Raw genomic sequence first — 16276 nt, 5'->3', positions numbered from 1 at the left:
GAGGCGGCGTCACTTCGCCTTCGCCTCCGGCAGCCACAACACGCCGAGCTCCAGCTCCACCGCTTCAAAGGGCTCGGCGCGGACGCGCTCGTCATCCGACCACGTGCCCAGTTCGAGCCACCGCCCTCCGCTCAGCCGGAACACCTCCAGTGTCCGCGCCTGAGGGTCCACGAGCCAGACGTGCCCGACGCCCTCCCGCGCGTAGATGCGCTTCTTGCTCGAGCGGTCCACGGCCGCCGTGGAAGGTGACAGCACCTCGCAGACCCAGTCCGGTGACAGCGTGAAGTAGGGTGTATCCGGGACTTCCGGCATCCGGTCGCGGCGCCAGCCCGCCAGGTCCGGTACCAGCACGTCCGCGCCGAAACGCAGCTCCGGCTCATGCAGGAGCCACCAGCCTCCGGGACCGCCCTGTCCCAAATCGAAGGGATTGAACAGCCCACTGAGCAGCGCCGAGCTGGCCCGCGCATGTCGGCTCGCCGGTCTGGGCTGAGCGATGAGCTCCCCGTCGATAATCTGTCCCACCTGGTGTTCCGGCAGCGCCACCAGGTCCTCGTAGGTCGCCGGGCGCTTCGTCTCGTGGCCCATTCCCGTGTCCCGTTCCTCTCTCACCGTGATGGCCGACAGCTCCTGAATCATGGCCCCCGCCTCCCCGGAGTGGAACCCCACTCCTCGTTGCATGTCCAGGCTCGACACTACCCGTCAGGTCCGACACCCAGTTACCAACCCATAAGCCCCCATGGACCTCTCACCCCAGAGAGGGAAGAATGCTTGGCGTCCCATGCGTTCCTCCCGTTCTTTCGCGTTCGTCCTTTCGATGTTCCTCCTGTCCGCGCCCGTGCTCGCGGACAACAACGCGGATGAAGCGGACATCGCGTTCGAGCTCGGCAACGATGCCTATTCCAAGGGGCAGTACGCCGAGGCGTTGCGCTCCTACTTCACCAGCTACCGCCTGGTGCCAAACCGGAACGTCCTCTTCAACATCGCCCGCTGCTTCGAGGCGCTGGGCAAGTTCAACGAGGCGTACCGCTACTACAACGACCTGCTCGCCGAGGACCTGCCCAAGGAGGACGCCGCCGAGGTCTCCCGCTCCGTGGACCGGCTCCGTCCCAAGGTCGCGCTGGTGCGCGTCACCTCCAACCCCAAGGGCGCCGACGTCTACGTGGACCGCATGGACCTGGGCAGCCGGGGCCGCTCTCCGCAGACGCTCGCGCTGACGCCCGGCCGTCACAAGATCATGGTGAAGAAGGAAGGCTACCGCGCCGCGGAGGCCACGCTCACCCTGGTGCGCGGCCGTGAGACGGACCAGACCTTCGACCTCACGCTCATCACCGGCGGCGTGGAGGTGACGGGCACGCCGGAGGGCGCCGAGATTCGCGACGCCCCCAACGGCAACATCCTGGCCCGCGTGCCCGGCCGCGTGCGGCTGCCTCCCGGCCAGCGCGTGCTGCACGTGCGCGCCCCCGGCTACGCGCCCAGCCAGTACGTGGTGGATGTCCCCGCCGACGGCAACGTGCCTGTCGCCGTGGCGCTGCGTCCCCAGGACCGGCCCACCGGGCGGCTCGTCGTCACCGCCAACCGCGACGGCGCCACGGTGCGCGTGGATGGCAAGCCCGCCGGCTTCACCCCCACCGTCGTCACCCTCCCCGAAGGCGAGCACACGCTGGAGGTGGAGAGCCGCGAGGTGCGCCCGCTCCGCCAGACGGTGAAGGTGGTGGCCGAGGAAGAAGTGAAGGTCCACGCCGAGCTGCGCTACGCGCCGCCTCCGGTGCGCGCCGCATCGAAGAGCCTGGTCGCCGTCGACGAAGCGCCCGCCTCCACCACCGTGCTCACACAGGAGGAGCTGCGCGCCTTCGGCTGGCGCACCGTCGCCGAGGCCGTGGCCGGTGTGCGCGGCTTCTATCTCACCGACGACCGGACCTATACGTACATGGGCGTGCGCGGCTTCTCCCCGCCGGGCGACCTCAACACGCGCATCCTCATCCTCTGGGATGGCCACTCCATGAACGACGTCTGGGCCGGCCAGGGCTTCGCCGCCCGCGACCTCAGCGTGGACATCCAGGAAGTGGAGCGCATCGAGGTGGTGCGCGGCCCTGGCAGCGCCCTGTACGGCACGGGCGCCTTCTTCGCCGTCATCAACGTGGTCCCCCGTGAGTCGCTGGGTTCGGACAAGCACCTGGAAGTCACGGGCGCGGTGGGCGCGCTCGGCACCACCCGGGGACACGCCACCGCGTCGTGGGAGGACGGCAACCGCTCAGTGCTGGTGAGCGCCGCCGCCTTGACGTCCACGGGCGCGGACACCACCCGGCTGGGCTCCAGCGGTCCCATCATCACCGGGCTGGACGCGGAGCGCGCCGCCGGTGGCTCCCTCCGGGCCCGCGTGGGCGACCTGTCCTTCCAGGCCCAGTTCAACGTGCGCACCAAGGAGTTGCCCACCGCGCCCTACGGCACCGTGCCCGGCACGGAGGGCAACATCGTGGAGGACCTGCGCGCCTTCGCGGAGGCCCGCTACGAGCGCCAGTTCACCGAGCGCTTCAGCCTGTCCGTGCGCGGCGCGTTCGACATCAGCCGCTACGAGGGCACCTACGTCTACCCGGAGGAGGACGGCGGCGCCCGGACCGAGGGCGGCGCGGCGGACTGGCTCACCGGCGAGGCCCGCGCGCGCATCGGCCTGTTCGAGGGCAACGTCTTCACGCTCGGCGTGGAAGGTCAGGCGCAGCTTCGCGTCCGGCAGGACGCCGGTGATTTGCCCTTGGAGACCCAGGCGCGCACGCTGGTGTCCGCGTACCTGCTCGACGAGTGGAAGATCCACCCGCGGCTGAGCGTGTCGGCCGGTCTGCGCCTGGACAAGTACGTGGACCTGGACAGCACGCCCATCACCCCGCGCCTGGCCGTCATCGCCCGGCCCTACGAGCGGGGCCTCACCAAGCTGGTGGCGGGTAACGCCTTCCGCGCGCCCAACGTCTACGAGCTCTACTACGCGGACGGCATCTCCCAGGGCGCGGCGCTGAACCTGCGGCCGGAGACCATCACCACCTTCGAGCTGGAGCACTCGCACGACCTGACGGACGAGCTGCGCCTCACCGTCGCTGGCTACCACAACCGCATCTCCAGCCTGGTGCAGCTCACCGCGGAGGACTCGGCTTCAGGCGACTGCGGCACCGCCGCGTGTCTGCGCTTCATGAACACCGACGGCACCACACTCGCCTGGGGCGCCGAGGCCGGCGTGCACTGGCAGCCGGGCCGCTGGCTGCTGGTGGACGTGAGCTACTCCTACGTGACGCTGCGCAACGCCTCGGAGGAAGTGGCCTCCGCGGCGCCCGCGCACCTGGTGGCGGGCCGGATGATGCTGCCCATTGGCGCCGGCGACATGCGCGTGGCCACCCAGGCCATCTACCAGAGCGCCCGGCCCACCGGCCCGGGCGGCGCGGACAGCGGCGAGGCACTGCTGGTGGGCTTCGGCCTGTCGGGTGACTACGGCCCCCTGCGCTACTTCGCCGGCGTGCACAACCTGCTGGACGCCCGCTACTCGCTGCCGGTGTCGGACGAGAACTCCATCGCCCCCGTGCCCCAGTACGGCCGCACCTTCACGCTCCAGCTCACGGGGACTTTCTGACGTGACGGCCGGCGCCACCTTCACCTTCATCCAGCCCGGGCATCCGCTCTACGCGGGCGAGCTGGAGCTGCGCTTCCGCGTGCTGCGCGAGCCGCTCGGCTACACGCGTGACGACGTCGCCTTTCCCTTCGAGGCGGACAGCCTGCACCTGGTGGCGCACCAGGAGGAGGGGGTGCTCGGCTGCGTCCTCTTCAACCCCGAGGATGCCCACGGCGGACGGCTGTTCCAGATGGCCGTGGCCTCCCACCTCCAAGGGCAAGGGCTGGGTGCCCGGCTGGTGCGTACGCTGGAAGCGGAGCTGGTGCGGCGCGGCTTCACCCATGTCCACCTGCACGCGCGCGAACCGGCGGTCCCGTTCTATGAGCGGCTGGGTTACGCCGTCTTCGGCGCCCCCTACACCGAGGTGGGCGTCCCCCACCGCAACATGCGCAAGACACTCGGGGCCTAGCGGACCTACGAGCGCCTAAACCGCCTCGATGAATCCCCTAAACACCGGAGCGTTTGTTCCGATGAAAGGGGTGGTGATGGGGCAGCAGCCATTCAGCGGCGTCACCCGAGGAGCGGTGCCGCTGTGGTGCAAAGCCCTCGCGCAAGGAGGCGTCAGGAGGCTGCGGCGCAAGCCGCATCAGGGCCGGCCCTCACGGCTGAGCTCCTCGGAGTGGAAGCAAGTGGCCCGAGCATTCAAGGCCGGCGCCGTTCGGGCCGTCTTTCCCACGGAGCGATGGACCCTTCCACGCATCGCACGTCTCATCGAGCAACGCTGGGGCGTGCGGTACCAGCCGCGCTCCTTGTCGAGGCCACTGCATCGGCTGGGGTTCTCCGCGCACCGCCCTCGTCCCCAGGCTCGCGAGCGGGATGATGCGCTCATCGAAGCCTGGGGAAGAAGAGACTGGCCTCGCATCAAAAGGGGGCTCGAAGAAGCAGGAGGACGATTGCCTTCTTGGATGAGACGGGTCCCACGTTTCGGGCCCGCCTGGGCACCACCTGGGCGCCGGTGGGGCAAGTCCGAGTCCTCAAGCGTCTGAGCAGGCGCCGTGAGGTGTCCAGCGTCGTGCTGCTGACGCTGCCCCGCGGGGGCGTGAACGCCCCAAGGTGTTCGCTCGTCACTTCGTCGGCGCTGTCCACGACAAGGAAGTCATCGCCGCAATGCGGTACTTCCGTCGGCGCCTCGGACGCCCCCTCGTCATTATCTGGGACCGCCTTCAGGCGCACCGTTCCAAGGCGGTCAGCGCTTGGCACGAAGGGAATTCCGTGCCCTACAGCATCGTCCCGATGTCCTCCGCGTCCTCTTCGAGCATGCCGGGCTCCATGTTGAGCGGACTTGCCGAGGTGGTTTAGAGGTGCCGCTTGAAGTAGCGCGCGGTCTCCTCCCACATGCGCTCGGCCAGCACCGGGTCGAACACCATGTGTGGCATGCCGCTGAGGGGCAGGAACTCGTGGGGCTGGCCCGCCCGAAACAGCGCGTCCGAAAGCTTGAGGGCGTGGAAGAAGAGGACGTTGTCGTCCGCAGTGCCATGGATGAACAGGAGCTTTCCCATGGGCTGGTCGGCCTTCACGTGAGTGAGGAGCGAGGCCTGCTCGTAGGCCTGGGGGTGCTCGTCGGGTAGGCCGAAGAAGCGCTCCGTCAGGTGTGAGTCGTAGTCGCGCCAGTCCGTCACTGAGGACACGGCCACCGCGGCCTTGAAGACGTCCGGGCGGGTGAGCACGGCCAGCGCGGACATGTAGCCGCCGTTGCTCGCGCCAGTGATGCCCACGCGGCTCAGGTCCATTTCCGGCACCTCGGCCGCGAGCGCGCGCAGCGCGGCCACCTGCTCGTCCAGCAGCAGCCGGGGCCAGTCGTACTTCGGCTTGCGCAGCTTCGCGTCGGCGGTGGGCGAAACTCCTCGCCCGTCCAGTTTCACCACGATGAAGCCCTCGTCCGCGAGCCACTGGTTGGTGAGGTGCTGCTGCATGCTCTGGTACACCATGGGGATGCCGGGCCCCGCGTAGATGTCCACGATGACGGGCAGCTTCACGCCGGGCTTCGCGTCGCGAGGACGCACCAGCGACGTGGGGTAGCGCTCCTTGCCCACGTACCGCACCTCCACTCGCGGCTGGAACGGCGGCTCCTTCGCCACCGAGGGCAGCTCGCCCACGCGAGTGCCGTCCGCCTTCATCACAGTGGTGTGACGCATGCGCCGGGGGCCCTCGGACGTGATGGCCAGCAAGCCGCCCCGCTTGGACATCCGGGCCAGCTCCAGCGCCGGGCTCTCCGAGGTGACGCGGGTGGGCTTCCCGCCCGGGCTCAGGCGCCACACGTAGCGCTCGTCGGAGGTTGGGCCGCCGGTGAAGTAGACGGTGCCGTCCTTCTCCACGTAGCCCGCCATGTCATAGAAGCCCGCGCCGGGCGGCACGAGCGAGCGCACGAACTTGCCCGAGGCGTCGCGCAGCTCCACTTCGCCAGCGCCGTTGCGCTCTGTGTACCAGAGGAAGCCGCTTCCATCCTCCAGCCAGTGGGGGAACGTCTGGTGCAGCGTGAGCCATGCGTCGTCCCTCTCCACGAGCAGCGTGCGCGTGCTCCCCGTCCTCGGGTCCACCGCGAGCAGGAGCTCCTCCGTCTGGAGCCGGTTCTGCACCAGCACCGTCAGAGGGCCCTTCGCCGGCCAGCGCACCGTGGCGAGGTAGGGATACTTCTCCACGTCCCAGCGCACCCACGTCGTCTTGCCGCCTGTGATGGGGATGATACCCAGGCGCACCCGGGCGTTGGCCTTGCCGGCGCGCGGGAAGGCGAGCCGCCGCGCATCGTTCTCCGGGTGGAGCGCGTCCGCGATGGCGAGCTTCTCCACGCCGCTCGTGTCGGACTCCGTGTAGGCCAGGGCCTTTCCGTCCGGGCTCCACCAGTAGCCGGAGAAGCGCATCATCTCGCTCGTGGCGATGAACTCCGCCAGCCCGTGGCTCTTCTCCTCCGTGCCGCCCTTCGTCACTGGGTGCTCGGTGTTCGTGGCCAGGTCCAGGCGATACACGTCATGCCCCCGCACATAGGCCACCTGGGTGGCATCGGGAGAGAAGCGCACGTCCATGGCGCCGGGGCCCGTCTTCAGCTCCGTCACCTTCCCGGACGCGCGCGTGACGATGTACTGCTTGCCGGACAAGCCCACGAGCAACTTCTCGCCGTCCTCGGACAAGGCATAGGAACTCAGGCCCCGCGAGGACACACGCGCGGGCTCCTGGCGCGCCTTCGGCTCGACGGTGAGGTTCTCCCGGGCACGCTGCAGAAGGCTCTCCGCGGTGAGGTGCTCGCGCGTCTGTCCCGTGGCCACGTCGAACGCGTGGAGCGCGAGGGCGCGTGAGCCCTCCGGATTGCGCAGGAAGAAGAGCGTCTGCTCGTCCGGGGTGAAGCTCGTGCCCATGGGACGGCCGATGTTGAAGTAGCGCGTCTCCACGAGCTGGCGGATGAAGCCGTCCGACTTCGGCGCCGCCTTCGGAGTGGGCACGGACTTGGGCTGGGCGAGGACTGGAGCGCTCAGCAGGACCAGAGCGGTGAGGAGGATTCGCATGGGGGTGTGGGAGGAGTCACCGGAATGATGGCTCATAACGCGGCGAGAGGATGGCATGGCCATGTTCCGGGAGAGTGAAGAGCCCATCGGCTTGGAGGGCAACGTGGCGCGTCAGATGATTGGCGTTGACCATGACAGTTCCATGGCACAGCCGCGAACGGGGAGAGCAATCGTCCGCAAGTGGCCAGTCCTGCTCGATCAGACGATACGATCCGCTCAGCCGCCCCAAGCGCGCTCCGTTTACCCGGTCTCTGACACCCGTGGGGCTACTTCAACGACTTTAGTGACATCCGCCAAGGGATACGCGTGCGCCACATCACCCCGCGCATCGCCCGCCGCGGTATCGAGTCGAGCGAGCGGCTGGGCCGCTACCGTTGAGTGGTGGAGCGCACCCTGGCCTGGCTCCACAGCTTCAAGCGGCTGCGCGTCCGCGAGGAGCGGCGCGCCGACCTCCACCTCGCGCTGCTTCAGCTCGGCTGCTGCATCGTGCTCCTGCGCCGAGTTGGACGGAGGTTGTGAAACGAGCTCTAAGCCGCCCGAGCCCCACGCCGGGTGAGCGAGGCCACTGGCTCCTGCCTCTCAAGGCGAGCATGCCACGGCATGCTCCTCCGAGAGGCGACCCGATGGATTGACGCACCCATTCGAGGTTGCTATCGCCGGGCGCTCCCCACCCTCTCAATCCGGCGCATGTCCCCGAGCCCACAGCACCGCCTCCGGCCATGGCTCAAGAGACTGGGTGCGCCGCTCCTCTTCATCCTCGGCCTCTATGCCATCGCAGCCGTGGACTGGTGGTGCCCGGCGCCCCTTTCCGAGAGCCCCCGCGTTGCCGCCGCCGACATGGTCAAGGGGCCGCTCCAGGCTGGCGCGGGAGTGGAGGACATCATCGCGCCCTTGCCGGTCGCTTCCGCCGGTTACGGCCCCTTGCGCCCCTCGGCCACGGAAGCAACCACTCCACTGGCCGTCAGGGCCCTGGTGCTCCAGTCTGGCGACCTCCGCGTGGCCATCGTCTCGACGGAGCTGTTGCTCCCCCCTTCCTCGATGCGACTCTCCCTGGCGGCCCTCCTCCAGGAATTGAAGGTCACCGAACTGTTCGTGACGGCCACGCACACCCATTCCTCCATGGGGAGCTACGAACCGTCCTCCCTCTTCCAACTCGGCGGAGTCGGGCGGTTCCGCCCAGCCGCGAGAGAAGCCATCATCGCGGCGACAAGCAGCGCCTTGCGGCGGGCGGTGGACACACTCACCCCGGTCTCCGTCGAGCTGGGTGAGGGCATCGTCCCCGACCTCATCGTCTCTCGCGGTCGCGCCGAACCCCATGTCGATGCCCGGTTGACACGTCTGGTCTTCCGACACGAGCAGCGGAAGGTCGCGGAGCTCTCCATCTTCTCGGCGCATCCGACGCTCGCCCCCCACAAGTCCCGGACCCTCTCGGGAGACTATCCGGGGCGGTACAGCCGCACGCTGGAGGAGGAAGGTGGAGTGGTTCTCTTCCTCCAGGGCATGGTCGGGAATGCTCGGGCAACCCTCCCCTCACAGGAGAGCGACTCCCCCTCCCGGGATGCGCTCTTCGCAACGCTCCTGACGCACGCGGCTCGCGGCATCCATCCCGCTCCCGTCCCGGCGGAGGGACTGGCCTACACGCGGGTCCAGGTGAAACTCCCGCGCCCCGATGCAAGCCGACTCGTGCCCGTCGGCCTGCACGGCGTCACCGAGAACGCCCTGTGCCACCTGGGCCCTCGCCAGGCCGAGGCCTCTCGACTGAGCCTGGGGTCCGTGAGCTTGCTGTTCGTGCCAGCCGAAGTGACGCTTCCAGCGGGCCGCCTGCTCGAGGCAGCGGGCGGCGCAACCCGCGTCATCTCGCTCACGGGTGACTACATCGGCTATCTGGATTCGTCCGAGCACGTCCGGAATCGGAGCGGTGAGAGTCAGCTCCAGTACTTTGGCCCCGAGCTCCTCGAGACCTTCGTCCGGGCCGCCGCGTTGACGGCCTCCAGCCTCGAGAGCCCCTGACCCTGCGACGTCGGCTGTCCGCGGGACGCCACGCACGGGCCGCGACGCCCTCAGCCAGCATCTTCGAAGCCACCCGGGACGCCCCTGCAAGCCAGGACCCGATGCTATGACAGACGCATGACGACGCTGAAGGAGTGGCTCCTGGCGGTCCTGCCGTTCACGGCGCTGGTCCTGCTCTGGCGCTTCTCGGTCTCGCGCGAGAAGCGGCACACCCAGACGCTCTACCGCGCCATCGACGAAGGGGCCGTGAGCGAGGTCCAGGCCATCCTCTCGAAGCAGGCCTTCCCGAACCTGCGCTCGGTGGTCGTCGCGAGCGCCATCGTGAGGGCCGTCGAATCCAGACAGGTTGCCGTGCTCGACTTCCTGCTCAGCCCCGAGCTGAAGCCCGTGACGCTCACCCAGAAGCTCGATTCCTTCCTTCACGACCAGGCGATGAAGGGTGGCTGGAGGGGCGTGGTGCTCTGGCGCTCGCGGAACTCGCACCTGTTCTTGCCCTGGAGGGACCTGAGCAAGCGGGACAAGCTCCGGCTGAGGGCCATGGCCACCCGCGTCGCCGAGGCGGAGCCCTCGAAGGTCTTTCTTCGCCACGACGTCCGAGGATGGACCGTCGCCTGAAACGACGAAGGGCCCGTGCGTGTGCACGAGCCGTCGTGGAACGTCACCCGCGCGAGGCGAGGCCCTCGCGCCGCCGCTCCCCCGGGGTCATCGACTGGACGCGGGCTGCAGGAACAGCAGGTAGTGGTCCGGAAGGCCGTCGTACTCGGACACGATGGAGTAGCCCGCCTGCTGGGCGGCGGCGACGAGCGGCGGGCGCATCGCCCGAAGGTGCGTCACCGCGATACGGCCATTCGGGGTGAGGGCGAGACGCAGCCTGGTCAGGTAGGCCACACGGTCCGAGAGGAAGTGGTCCACCTCGGAGAGAAGGATGAGGTCGTACGCGCCGGGTTCGAGGCCTGGCTCGTTCGGTTCCACCTTGCGCACCACGACGTTCTTCCGCTCGGACATCCGTGCGCGAAGCCGCTTGATGGCCTCGTCGTTGATGTCGGTCGCGACCACCTGTCCCGCCGGACCGACGGCCTCCGAGAGTCGCTGCGTGAAGTAGCCCAGGCCCGCTCCGACATCGGCAATCCGCTGTCCCGGCGTAATTCCCAGCGCGGCGATGAACCTGGCAGGCTGACGGGACTGGTCATACGAGGCCTGCACGCCTTCGACCCCTCCGAGGCCATGGAGGTCGGCGGGCTGCTCCGCCGCGGGGGCCTCCGTCGGCGTCCGGGATGGCTCGGGGCGCTTTTCCTCTCCGCCCTCGGAGCGACATCCGCCTGTCGCGGCCGTCACCAGACAGAGCAGCAGCCGCGCGAGACGACGGGGCGTTGCATGGGCACGAAAGAGCGTCATTCCGGGCGACCTCTTCGGAGGTGAGGAGCAACGGGTGCTCCTTCGAGGATTGCCCCCCATGCTGGCTCATGGCGTCAGGGGAATCCACTCCGACACCGCGACGAGCCCGCCCGTGGCCACGTCCAGCGCCGCGAACTGCGCGCCCTGCACGCCCACGCGCCGGTTGATGCCGAAGGTGACGGGCGGAGACACGCCCGTGTCGAAGTCGCGCAGCGCCTCCAGGTGCTGCACCAGGCTGGCCCGCGTCACGTCCGCGCCGGTGCGCGTGAGGGACTCCACCAGCACCCGTGCCGCCGCGTAGGCCCCGAACTGGAAGGCCGTGTGTCCCGGCTCCAGGCCATGCCGCTCCATGAACGCGGCGAACGCCTTCAAGTCGGGCGCGCAGGCTCCCAGCCCCGCCGGGTACACGAAGCGCACGCTCCCGGCCGGTGGACAGGCCGCTTGAGCCCCCTTGGGGCACACGCCTGCCCAGCCCCCGCTCCCATCAGGTGCGTGGCAGGAGCCTTCGCCTGTTGGCTGTCTTGAGCCTCAACACTCCACGGCCTGGGGTGGCCCTCCATCGATGCGCCGTACTCGCCGCGTGCGCCGTGCTCGGACGCTGACAAGAAGCCCTCGGGCACGCTCCAGCTCACAGGATGTCAGCACCGTTGTGCTGACGTCACGAGCCGGTCACAGCTACAGTCACGAGGCTTGCCTGGATGCCCACCCCTCGGGGTGCCGACCGCCCTTCGGCCCTTGCACCGTGCGCAGATGTCTTTGGACTTCGCGTTCTCCAAGGACTCCGCGTGACCGCATGGACAGGACTGCCACCTTCTTTCGATCCCACCCGACGATCCCAGCTGTTTCACGGCAGCTTTCCCGTGTCATGACAGTCGATTGCGCTTCTCGCTTCGGGGTCCTTCTCATGACCGATTCCCGGACCTCCAGTCCGGTGAGTCGACACCCGATAAAAACCCCATGCCCCCATTCCGAAGTCTGTGGATCGCGGCCGCCCTACTGATGGCCGCCTGTGGAACGACTGAGCTCGCGCAGCCCGACGACGTACAGGATGCGACGACGGCCCAGGGCCTCTCCACGCTCTCCGTGCGAGGAACCACCAGCGCGAGCGGCCTGGCCATCACCGCCCTCTCCATCCCCACCCCCGTCGGTACGGCCGCCGGAGATGTGCTGGTGATGCAGCTGAGCAATCGCGAGGCCGTCGCCGCCGTCGCCACCCCACCCGCTGGCTGGACGCTGCTGCGCTCCGAGCAGAGCGCCTCCGCCATCAAGTCCTGGCTCTTCCTCCGCGTGGCCAGCGCGGCCGAGCCGAGCAGTCACACCTTCACCCTCGACCTCGCCAGCTCCATGGCGGCCACCCTGGTCGCGGTGTCGGGCGCGGATCCGCTCCAGCCGATCGACGTGCACGTGGGCCAGAAGAATGGCAACAGCGCGAGCCTCGCGCTGCCCGTCGCCACCACGTCGTCCGCGAACGGCCTCGCAGTGTGGTTCTCGGCCCAGGTCTGGGGAGGCGCCGCGTGCCCCGCGGTCCACACCCCTCCGACGGGCTTCACCGAGCAGCTCGACACCTGCCTCGTCTCGTCGTCGCGCGGCGTGCTGCACAGCGCCGCCACCGCGGAGCTCGGGGCCGCAGGTGCCCAGCCCGCCTTCACCGGCAGCTCCACGCTCCCCAACACCAACATCACGCACGCGGTGGTGCTGCGTCCCGTCCAGCCGCCGGCCACCGGGGAAATCACCCTCGTCGGCACCACGCACGCGAGCGGCAAGACGGTCACCAGCCTGACCCTCTCGACCCCTACGGGCGTCGCCGCCGGTAACGTGCTGCTGGCGCACTTTGCGAACCGGAACCAGATCGGCGCCGAGCTCACCCCGCCTGCAGGTTGGACGCTGGTGCGCACCGACATGAGCACCTGGAGCATCCGCGGCTGGGTCTTCGTCCGCGTTGCCACCGCCAGCGAGCCCGCGAGCCACACTTTCCGGAGCTCCATCGCGAGCTACCTCGTCGGCAACCTCGTGGCGTATGCCGGCGTCGATCCGGCCAACCCGATCGACACGCACGCCGGCAAGAGCAACAGCGGCTCGACGGCCTTCACGACGCCGCAGCTGAGCACCTCGACCGCGGGCGGCGCTGCCGTCTGGTTCGGCGCGCAGGCGTGGACCGGCGCCGCGTGTCCGACCCCGGCGATCGAGCCCCCCGTGGGCTTCGCCGAGACCTACGACACCTGCCTGGTGTCCTCGTCCCAGGGCCTCGTCTTCAACGCCGCCTTCATGCCCCTCGCCGGTGCCGGCCTCCAGGGACCGTTCAACGGGAGCTCGACGTTCGCCGAGACCAACGTCGCGCAGGTCGTCGCCCTTCGCCGCGCCGAGGTCGCGCCGTCCTCGGGGGTCGCGTTGCGTGGGAGCTCGCACCACAGCGGCCTGTCGATCGCTTCGCTGTCGATCCCCAAGCCGTCGGGGACCGAGGCCAACGACGCGCTCATCGCGCGGGTGACCGTGCGCAACAACATCTCCGCGACCGTCACGCCGCCCGCCGGCTGGACGTTCCTGCGCTCGGAGCAGAGCGCCTGGGCCATCCGCACCTGGCTCTTCTACCGCGTCGCGGGCGCCTCCGAGCCTGCGAGCTACGCGTTCGAACTGGACGCGACCACCCACATGGCGGGGAGCGTGGAGGCCTTCAGCGGCGTCGATCCGGTCCAGCCAATCGACGTGCACGCAGGCCAGAAGAACGGCGACTCCGCGTCGTTCACCGTGCCCGACGTGGTGACCGGCAGCGCGGGTGGCCTCGCCGTCTGGTACGGCTCACAGGTCTGGCCGGACGCCACCTGCCCTGCCACCGGCATCGAGCCGCCGCTCGGCTTCACCGAGGCCTTCGACGCGTGCCTGGGTCACACCAACGGGCTGCTCTTCAATGCGGCCTACCGGTCGCTCACCGCGCCGGGCCTCCAGACGGGCCTCTCCGGCAGCTCCGCGTTCGTGCAGACCAACACCGCGCACGTGATCGTCCTGCGCGCCGCCAACGCCCCCACCTGCATGGTCGGCGACACGTACGCGAGCACCTTCACGCTCCAGGGCACCGTGACCGCGCCGGAAATCGTGGAGCCCTCGGGCCTGGCCGCGAGCCGCGTGGTCGGCAACGCGCTCTACGTGCACAACGAGGACACCACCGCGATCGTCGCGATCGACACGCTCAACGCGAGCACGATCGGCACGTTCAACGTGACCAACGTGACGCCGGCCGACTGGGAGGACCTCGCAACCGGGCCCTGCCCGAGCGGCTCGTGCATCTTCATCGGTGACATCGGGAAGTGGAGCGCCAACTTCCCTCCGGGTGGCAGCCCCACGTCGTTCACGATCTACCGCGTGCCCGAGCCGGATCTCGCCAACGGCCAGACCTCGGGGGGGCTCGTCGCCGAGGCCTTCCCGTTCGTCTATCCGGACGGCGCGAAGGACGCGGAGTCGCTGATGGTGCACCCCACCACCGGGGACATCTACGTCGTCACCAAGAACGGGGGCACGGGGCAGAGCGGCGTGTACAAGTTCCCCCAGCCGCTGACGCCGGGCGTGCAGGCCACGCTGATTCACGTCCACACGATCCAGCTACCGCTGAACGGAGACGCCAACTTCTCGGCCGCGACCGCGGCGGCGATCCACCCATGCGCGGATCGCTTCCTCCTTCGCACCTACCGCACTGTCTACGAGTTCCGTGCGACGCCGGGACTTGGCTTCGAGTCGGCCGTCTTCGCGACGCCCGTCACGCTGACCGACACCACCGAGGGCCAGGGTGAGGCGATCGAGTACGAGGCCAACGGCGCGAGCTACTTCACGATGAGCGAGAGCCCCTCGCCCTTCAAGCTCAAGCGCGTGCCCCTGCAGTAGGACCGCGTCGACACGCCGAGGTGCAAGGCCGGTCGTGGGGCACGTCCCCATGGCCGGCCTTGCTGTTCCGAGTTGGGAGCTCGCGCTCGGTGCCGCCGTTCACGCGGTCGTACACACGGCGTCCCGCCTGAAGCCCAGGCACACCCCCGGGCCGGAGCATGAGCACCGGTCCCCGCGCGCATCGCCGGGCCTGATGCCTCTCCTTCACCCGCTCCTTCCCGGCCGCTGCCTCAAGCCCCGCGCAGTTGAGGTTCATGTTGTTGTGTGAACCGTTGGCGGGGACGGTGCCACTGATGCTGTTGCCGCCGCAGTAGGCGGTGTACGGCGTTGCAATGGGCGAGGGGTTCTCGATGGTGAACGGCGTGGTGCCAAACAACCACGCAGAGAAGTCCCGCGTCTGGCCCGCGTCGACATACGCGGACTCAGCGGCCTGCTCCACATCCCCCAACTCCGGCTGCTGCATCGTCGGCTCTTCCTTCGGCGTGTACTCGCCACCGCAACCCACAGCGGCCAGAGACAGCAGACCCACAACTCCCAACGTATTGAACCTCTTGATGACTTCCCCCTCATTGCGAATTGTCCCCGAATCAAGGACGCGCGCTGTGTATGGGGATTTCCACGTACTGCAATGGCGTATTTCTGACACCGGATGGGGTGAAAGTGATTGCGGGGGCGGTGCATTGAGACGTCCAGTCGCATGGCGCGTTGTCGACGGAGACATCCCCACCGACTGGCGCAACCCGTTGCCATCGACCTTGGGCACACGCTGTTCCAGTGCCCGCCCAGCGTCGCCTTGGGGTATGCTCACCCCGCACTCGGGCCGGTGTGCGTGTTCAAGGGGGATTGAATCGATGCCTGCGCGCTGGATGCCGTTAGCCCTGTTTCTCAGCCTGTTGCTTCCTGTCGCTGCGAGCGCGGAGCCATGGCCGTCGCCAGGGTGGGGGCTTCTGCTCTCCGGCGGAGGAGGCCTTTTCGCCGGCAAGAACGCCAATACGCGAGGCCATCTCCTGAGCGCCCATCTGCTCGTGGCGACACCGGTGGGTTTGGAATTCGGGCTCGCGTTGCAGTGGGGTCGCAATTTCATAACCACCTGGGCCTTGGATTCGGCCCTGTCCGAGCAGACCGAACTCCGGAAGCACCCGTGGGGCGCGTTCCGGGGGATTGCCGGAGAGGCACGCTACCGTTTCTTCCGGGACCGGCGTGTCTCGCCCTGGGTGGCGCTGCGCGTGGGACGCAGCACCTCCTCCAAAATCAGAACGGACGCGTTTGCTCCCTATCGATACACCAATTCGCACCAGGCACTGGCCGCGGGCGGCGGTCTGGAAGTCCGAATCCATGGCCCGCTAGGCCTCACCTTGGCAGGGTATTTCCAGAGCTGCGACATCAACACCCGGCCCCATGACAACATCTGTACGGGGGCGGGGCCGACGGTGGTGCTCAGCCCTCACCTGCGCTTCTGACAGGGCCTTGGTGAAGAAAGCCCTGCCGTTGCTTCGCAATGCCGCGCTCGCGCAAGTGTAGAGGGGCGGGGGGCGCGGCGGATGGGCCGGCCTCCGGCACGAGACGCGCTCATGCCGGAGGCTCTTCCGGAGTTACATGTTCGAGGTGGGGCGTGCACACGGGAAGTCGTAGCAGCTCCAGCAGGACTGGGCTGAAACGTCCACACGAACACCGTGCTGAGCCGTCTTCACGCCGGGAGTGACGTCCTGCTCCCCCCTCGTGATGCAGTGTCATTGCGCCATCATCACCACGCTCGATGCGAAAGTCGGTGTTCACGGCGTCTCCACAGCCCAGCAAGGTTGCGATGCACGGCGCATAAGAGGAATGGGGGCCCTGTTGAGGGGGAGGG

At 68.7% G+C, this 16276-nt stretch carries 12 protein-coding genes and 1 pseudogene; 8 read left to right on the top strand and 5 right to left on the bottom strand.

Features of this window, described 5'->3' with window-relative positions:
• Positions 1-9: 9 nt before the first annotated feature.
• Positions 10-636, bottom strand: coding sequence for a Uma2 family endonuclease (locus FL344_RS25525; RefSeq protein WP_141592334.1), 627 nt, complete (start codon positions 634-636; stop codon positions 10-12).
• A 142-nt stretch (positions 637-778) separates the two neighbouring features.
• Between FL344_RS25525 and FL344_RS25520 the strand changes: the two genes are divergently transcribed.
• The 3 genes from FL344_RS25520 to FL344_RS25510 are packed head-to-tail and all read left to right on the top strand — an operon-like array spanning position 779 to position 4638.
• Positions 779-3613: a TonB-dependent receptor gene (locus tag FL344_RS25520; RefSeq protein ID WP_228558234.1), complete on the top strand. Its 2835-nt coding sequence runs from the start codon at positions 779-781 to the stop codon at positions 3611-3613.
• A 1-nt stretch (position 3614) separates the two neighbouring features.
• Complete coding sequence (locus FL344_RS25515; protein ID WP_141592332.1) at positions 3615-4061, top strand: GNAT family N-acetyltransferase; 447 nt, start codon at positions 3615-3617, stop codon at positions 4059-4061.
• A 28-nt stretch (positions 4062-4089) separates the two neighbouring features.
• On the top strand, positions 4090-4638 hold the full coding sequence (locus FL344_RS25510) for a winged helix-turn-helix domain-containing protein (protein ID WP_368667074.1): 549 nt from the start codon (positions 4090-4092) through the stop codon (positions 4636-4638).
• A 309-nt stretch (positions 4639-4947) separates the two neighbouring features.
• Here the strand turns inward: FL344_RS25510 and FL344_RS25505 are convergent, their stop codons facing one another.
• Positions 4948-7149, bottom strand: a complete 2202-nt coding sequence (locus FL344_RS25505; RefSeq protein WP_228565367.1) for a DPP IV N-terminal domain-containing protein — start codon at positions 7147-7149, stop codon at positions 4948-4950.
• A gap of 303 nt (positions 7150-7452) precedes the next feature.
• Between FL344_RS25505 and FL344_RS25500 the strand changes: the two are divergent.
• The 3 genes and pseudogenes from FL344_RS25500 to FL344_RS25490 form a co-directional block, all read left to right on the top strand.
• Positions 7453-7668: pseudogene (locus FL344_RS25500) on the top strand (transposase); the annotation flags it as partial.
• 168 nt (positions 7669-7836) lie between these two features.
• Positions 7837-9159, top strand: coding sequence for a neutral/alkaline non-lysosomal ceramidase N-terminal domain-containing protein (locus tag FL344_RS25495; RefSeq protein WP_194863250.1), 1323 nt, complete (start codon positions 7837-7839; stop codon positions 9157-9159).
• Positions 9160-9276: 117 nt separating this feature from the next.
• Positions 9277-9774 carry a hypothetical protein gene (locus FL344_RS25490; RefSeq protein ID WP_141620355.1) on the top strand — a complete coding sequence of 166 codons (498 nt, stop codon included), beginning with the start codon at positions 9277-9279 and terminating at the stop codon, positions 9772-9774.
• Positions 9775-9861: 87 nt separating this feature from the next.
• On the opposite strand, the gene FL344_RS25485 is transcribed toward FL344_RS25490, so the two are convergent.
• Both FL344_RS25485 and FL344_RS25480 read right to left on the bottom strand, forming a co-directional pair.
• Positions 9862-10554 carry a class I SAM-dependent methyltransferase gene (locus tag FL344_RS25485; protein WP_228565366.1) on the bottom strand — a complete coding sequence of 231 codons (693 nt, stop codon included), beginning with the start codon at positions 10552-10554 and terminating at the stop codon, positions 9862-9864.
• A 66-nt stretch (positions 10555-10620) separates the two neighbouring features.
• The gene (locus tag FL344_RS25480) at positions 10621-10971 is read right to left on the bottom strand and encodes an ABC transporter substrate-binding protein (protein ID WP_368667452.1); all 351 of its coding nucleotides are present in this window, start codon (positions 10969-10971) and stop codon (positions 10621-10623) included.
• A gap of 540 nt (positions 10972-11511) precedes the next feature.
• Here FL344_RS25480 and FL344_RS25475 point away from each other — a divergent pair.
• Complete coding sequence (locus FL344_RS25475; protein ID WP_141620353.1) at positions 11512-14427, top strand: cell wall anchor protein; 2916 nt, start codon at positions 11512-11514, stop codon at positions 14425-14427.
• Here FL344_RS25475 and FL344_RS39350 read toward each other — a convergent pair.
• A complete protein-coding gene (locus tag FL344_RS39350) occupies positions 14405-14956 on the bottom strand; it encodes a hypothetical protein (RefSeq protein ID WP_228565365.1) in 552 nt (183 codons plus the stop codon). The genes FL344_RS25475 and FL344_RS39350 overlap by 23 nt on opposite strands.
• 337 nt (positions 14957-15293) lie before the next feature.
• Between FL344_RS39350 and FL344_RS25465 the strand changes: the two genes are divergently transcribed.
• Complete coding sequence (locus FL344_RS25465) at positions 15294-15887, top strand: hypothetical protein (RefSeq protein WP_194863249.1); 594 nt, start codon at positions 15294-15296, stop codon at positions 15885-15887.
• Positions 15888-16276: the final 389 nt, after the last annotated feature.

The sequence above is a fragment of the Myxococcus sp. AB036A genome (assembly GCF_006547355.1).
Taxonomy (GTDB): Bacteria; Myxococcota; Myxococcia; order Myxococcales; family Myxococcaceae; genus Myxococcus; species Myxococcus virescens.
The sequence above is the reverse complement of the archived record's forward strand: the minus strand, read 5'-3'. Positions and strand labels throughout refer to the sequence as shown.